This is a genomic window from Streptomyces hygroscopicus subsp. hygroscopicus (assembly GCF_001553455.1).
GTDB classification, from domain to species: Bacteria; Actinomycetota; Actinomycetes; order Streptomycetales; family Streptomycetaceae; genus Streptomyces; species Streptomyces hygroscopicus.
Genome location: NZ_BBOX01000567.1, coordinates 1 through 4,191, shown reverse-complemented (window position 1 = coordinate 4,191; position 4,191 = coordinate 1). Strand labels below are relative to the sequence as shown.

The window sequence follows — 4,191 nt, the reverse complement described above, 5'->3', positions numbered from 1 at the left end:
CCGTCGGCAGCGTCCCATCGGCCCCGGCCCCACGCCGGTGAGAGCAGGTCAGAGCACGGCAGAACAGGTCAGAGCTGGTCAGAGCTGGTCAGGAATAGTCCGGGGCGGTCGGGCCGGGCGGAAGCCGCCTCAGAAGAGGCGGAGCTTGTCGTCCTCGATGCCGCGCAGCGCGTCGTAGTCCAGCACCACGCATCCGATGCCCCGGTCCGTGGCGAGCACGCGGGCCTGCGGCTTGATCTCCTGGGCGGCGAAGATGCCCTTCACCGGGGCGAGGTGCGGGTCCCGGTTGAGGAGTTCCAGATAACGGGTGAGCTGCTCGACGCCGTCGATCTCACCACGGCGTTTGATCTCCACGGCGACCGTCGCCCCGTCCGCGTCGCGGCAGAGAATGTCCACGGGGCCAATGGCAGTGGGGTATTCACGCCGAATAAGCGTCCAGCCATCGCCGAGTGTCTCGATCCGATCGGCGAGCAGCTCCTGCAGATGGGCCTCGACGCCGTCCTTGATCAGTCCCGGGTCCACGCCGAGTTCATGCGAGGAGTCGTGCAGGATCTCCTCCATCGTGATGATGAGCTTCTCGCCCGCCTTGTTCACGACCGTCCACACATCGCCGTCGCCCTCCTTCAGCGTGCACGGCGGAGACATCCAGTTGAGGGGTTTGTAAGCCCTGTCGTCCGCGTGGATGGACACACTGCCGTCGGCCTTGACGAGGATCAGGCGGGGTGCCGAGGGGAGGTGGGCGGTGAGGCGGCCGGCGTAGTCCACCGAGCACCGGGCGATGACGAGACGCATGGTCGGCAACGCTACTCGACCATCACCGCTCCACGCGATTCGTCCGGCGATGGACCCCTTCGGCGTTGGCTGGTTGTGTGCCCATTCTCCTGGTGCGGGGGCAGTGGCCGAATTACCGTTGAAGCGGGCGGTCGTCGGACGGGTACGCTCCGTCGCCGTCCGCCCGTCCCATCCCTGAGACCCCTCGCGGGTCGCGAGAGGAGAACCCATGTCGCTCGACGTCTCACCGGCCCTGCTCGAACAGGCCGAGCGAGGCGAGGTCGACGAAGCAGCCTTCGTCGACTGCGTCAGGAACTCCCTACCTTACGCATGGGAGATGATCAGCTCGCTGGTGGCCCAGCTGAAGGTGGACGGCGGGGAGTTCGCCGACAACCAGACGCCGCCGCCCAACGAGCAGGCACGCGGTCAGCTGCTCCGCGCACTCGCGAGTGACGCGATACGCGGCGCGCTGCAACGCCACTTCGGGGTACGACTGGCCTTCCAGAACTGCCATCGGGTGGCGGTCTTCCCGATGGACGCATCGGCCGACGAGCGCCTCGCGCGCTTCACCTCGGTCCGGGGACAGCTGCTCAACCAGTCACCCGAACTCCGCGACTGCTGACGCGACATCCGCTGCCGCTCCGCCAGGGGGAGGTGTATCAGCGCAGGAGCGGCAGCACCTCACTCCCGAGCCGACGCACATTCTCCTCCGTGGCCGCCAGATCGCCGGAGCCCTCGACCAGCAGCGCGAACCGGCGGATACCGGTGCGCTCCGCGGTCGCCGCCAAGCGGTCGGCGCACAGCCGCGGCGACCCCACCGGATGCAGCTCGCACAGCAGCTCCGCATAGGCCACCGGGTCGCGCATCCGGCGCTCCCGGCCGTCCACCGTCACATGCGCGCCCAGCCCCTGCCGCAGCCAGCCGGGCATCGCCTTGATCAGGGTCTCGGCCGCCGTCGGCCGGGCGTCCGCGATCTGCACCACCCCGGCCGAGACGTGCCGGGCGGCCACCGCATCGACGTCCTCCGGTGAACGGCCCGCCACCAGCGCGGCCCGCCGCCACAGGCCGACCGCCTCGGCCTTCTCCTCGTCCCCACAGTGCATGCCGAGCAGCATGGGCAGTCCGCGCTCGGCGGCCAGCCGCACGCTGGTGGGCGAGGTGCAGGCGACGAGCACCGGCGGGGCGCCCACCGCCCGTCCGTCCGCCGTCCGTCCGCCGCCCGCCTGTTCATAAGCTGTCTGCCCGCCCGCCGCCTGCCCGCCGACCGTCTGTCCGTGGGCCGCCTGGCCCGCGAGGGCGTCGTCGGAGCGCGGCACCACCGCCACCTCGCGGAAGGCGTACCGCTCCCCGTCCGCCCCCACCCGTGGCTCGCGCAGCCAGCGCAGCAGCAGATCGAGTGATTCGGGGAAGCCCTGCTCGTACGCCCGCAGCCCGGAGCCGAAGACCTCCAGATCCACCCAGGGGCCGCCGCGTCCGACACCCAGCGTGAACCGGCCACCGGAGACGAGATGGAGCAGTGCCGCCTGCTCACCCAGCGCGACGGGATGCGCGGTCGGGAGTACGCTCACCGCTGTACCCACGCCGATACGGCGGGTACGTCCCAGCAGCAGCGCGGCGAGGGTGACCGCGGACGGGCAGACCCCGTACGGAACGAAGTGGTGCTCGGCGATCCAGACCGAATCCAGCCCGGCCTCCTCGGAGAGCTCGGCCGACCGCACCGCCCGGTGCAGCGCCTCCTCCTGTCCCTGGCCCGGGAATTGAGCGGCCAGGATGAAAGCCCCGACATCCATCGTGATCTGCCTCCTTGTCGCGGCTGGTGTGCCGACGCGGGCATCCCCCTGATAGGCATTAACGCCTGACACGTGCCAAAGGCACGGCCACCATGAAGTTTTCATGATGATCGGAGGGTGGGTGTGGACGACGGCTTCCCAGGATGGTGACCGTAGCGCGTACGCTGGTCACAGCCAGTTAGCTCCCAGTTCTGTCGAGGTGCCCCGTGTCTCCACGCCGAAACCGCCCGCGAGGCGGCGAGAAGCCCGTCGGCCGCGAGGGCACGGACCGTTACGGCCTCGAGCGCGTGGAGAGCTGGCAGGGGGAAGAGTGGGTGGTCAGACAGGTCGGTGGCGGGGCGGCCGCCAAGCACTACCGCTGCCCGGGCTGCGACCAGGAGATTCCGCCGGGGGTGGCGCATGTGGTGGCCTGGCAGCAGCACATGGGCGCGGACGACCGCCGCCATTGGCACAAGGCGTGCTGGAACGCACGGGACCGCCGGAGCGCCAAGCTCCAGCGGTCCCGTAACGCACCGAGATACTGACTCAGGCCCTACAGCGGCGTCGCCACATCGCGCCGGGCACCGTCACACATCGCGCTTCTCCAGCAGCGCGTACGCCCCGATCAGCGCCCCGGCCGTGACCACGGCCAGCAGCGACAGCTGGGACCAGCCGCTGTCCAGGCTCTCGTCGAGCTGGAAGAGGGCCGCCAGCGACTGCGGTGAGGAGTACTCCTGCATCTTCACGCCCAGTTCGCGGAGGCTGTCCGACATCATCAGGAACGCGGGGAGGATGGATGGCAGCAGCACCACACCGAGCATCGTGGTGATGGCACCCGCGGAGTGCCGCAGCATGGACCCGACGGCCAGCGAGAGCAGCCCCAGCAGCGACACGTACAGCCCGGCGCCGACCGTCGCGCCCAGGATCTGCTCGCCCGTCGGCTCCGCCACCCCCGGCCCGCTGTGTATCCCCATGCTGGCGTAGGCCACCAGCGCGAGCGAGGCGGTCGTGGTGGTGAACGAGAGAGTGAAGAAGACCAGCGCCTTGGCGGTGAGCACCCGCGAGCGCTGCGGGGAGGCGGTGAAGGTGGTCCGGATCATCCCGGTGCCGTACTCGGAGGTGATGACGAGCACCCCGAGCGTGATGATGCACAGCTGGCCGAGCAGGGTGCCGAAGAATCCGGGGAGGGTGGTGGGGATGTCGCCGTAGTCGCTGTCGCTGGTGCCCGTCGCCACCAGCAGTCCGATCCCGGCGACCAGCGCGACCATGACGCTCAGCGTCCAGATGGTGGAGCGCACCGACTTGATCTTGGTCCACTCGGAGGCGAGGGCGTTGCCGAGGTGGGTGCGCCGGATCGGGATCGGCGAGGTGTACGGGCCGACGGCGGCGTACGGCTGTGACGGCGGCCCGTACGGCATCGGCTGGTACCCCTGGGGCGCGGGGGGCTGCGGGGCGGCCTGCGGCGGCATGGGCGGGGCGGCCTGCGGAGGACCCTGATGAGGCGGACCCTGCGGGGGCCCCTGCGGAGGTCCCTGCGGGGGGACGGGCGCCTGGGACTGCTGCTGGTACGGGGTCGTCATCGGGCGTCCTCGGTGTCGCTCTTGTTCAGATCTGCGGGGGCGGACGGCGCCACGGGCGGCTGAGCCGGGGC

5 protein-coding genes are annotated in these 4,191 nt (G+C 70.4%); 2 read left to right on the top strand and 3 right to left on the bottom strand.

Translation table 11 applies throughout. From position 1 onward, the window contains the following. Nucleotides 1-129: 129 nt before the first annotated feature. Complete coding sequence (gene nucS / locus AXW62_RS38720; protein WP_030823911.1) at nucleotides 130-792, bottom strand: endonuclease NucS; 663 nt, start codon at nucleotides 790-792, stop codon at nucleotides 130-132. A 208-nt stretch (nucleotides 793-1,000) separates the two neighbouring features. On the opposite strand from nucS, the gene AXW62_RS38715 reads away from it, so the two are divergent. Next, the gene (locus tag AXW62_RS38715; protein WP_030823907.1) at nucleotides 1,001-1,393 is read left to right on the top strand and encodes an SCO5389 family protein; all 393 of its coding nucleotides are present in this window, start codon (nucleotides 1,001-1,003) and stop codon (nucleotides 1,391-1,393) included. 37 nt (nucleotides 1,394-1,430) lie between these two features. On the opposite strand, the gene AXW62_RS38710 is transcribed toward AXW62_RS38715, so the two are convergent. Next, the gene (locus AXW62_RS38710; protein WP_060948463.1) at nucleotides 1,431-2,561 is read right to left on the bottom strand and encodes an LLM class flavin-dependent oxidoreductase; all 1,131 of its coding nucleotides are present in this window, start codon (nucleotides 2,559-2,561) and stop codon (nucleotides 1,431-1,433) included. A 206-nt stretch (nucleotides 2,562-2,767) separates the two neighbouring features. Between AXW62_RS38710 and AXW62_RS38705 the strand changes: the two genes are divergently transcribed. After that, nucleotides 2,768-3,085, top strand: coding sequence for an Rv1322 family protein (locus AXW62_RS38705; protein WP_030823901.1), 318 nt, complete (start codon nucleotides 2,768-2,770; stop codon nucleotides 3,083-3,085). A 42-nt stretch (nucleotides 3,086-3,127) separates the two neighbouring features. Here the strand turns inward: AXW62_RS38705 and AXW62_RS38700 are convergent, their stop codons facing one another. Next, entirely contained in the window at nucleotides 3,128-4,120 is a 993-nt protein-coding gene (locus AXW62_RS38700; RefSeq protein WP_174556482.1) for an ABC-2 transporter permease family protein, read from the bottom strand. Nucleotides 4,121-4,191 lie beyond the last annotated feature (71 nt).

Bases quoted from the DNA above. Each gene is read 5' to 3' on its own strand.
- nucS (WP_030823911.1), bottom strand. From the start codon at position 792: ATGCGTCTCGTCATCGCCCGGTGCTCGGTGGACTACGCCGGCCGCCTC.
- AXW62_RS38715 (WP_030823907.1), top strand. From the start codon at position 1,001: ATGTCGCTCGACGTCTCACCGGCCCTGCTCGAACAGGCCGAGCGAGGC.
- AXW62_RS38710 (WP_060948463.1), bottom strand. From the start codon at position 2,561: ATGGATGTCGGGGCTTTCATCCTGGCCGCTCAATTCCCGGGCCAGGGA.
- AXW62_RS38700 (WP_174556482.1), bottom strand. From the start codon at position 4,120: ATGACGACCCCGTACCAGCAGCAGTCCCAGGCGCCCGTCCCCCCGCAG.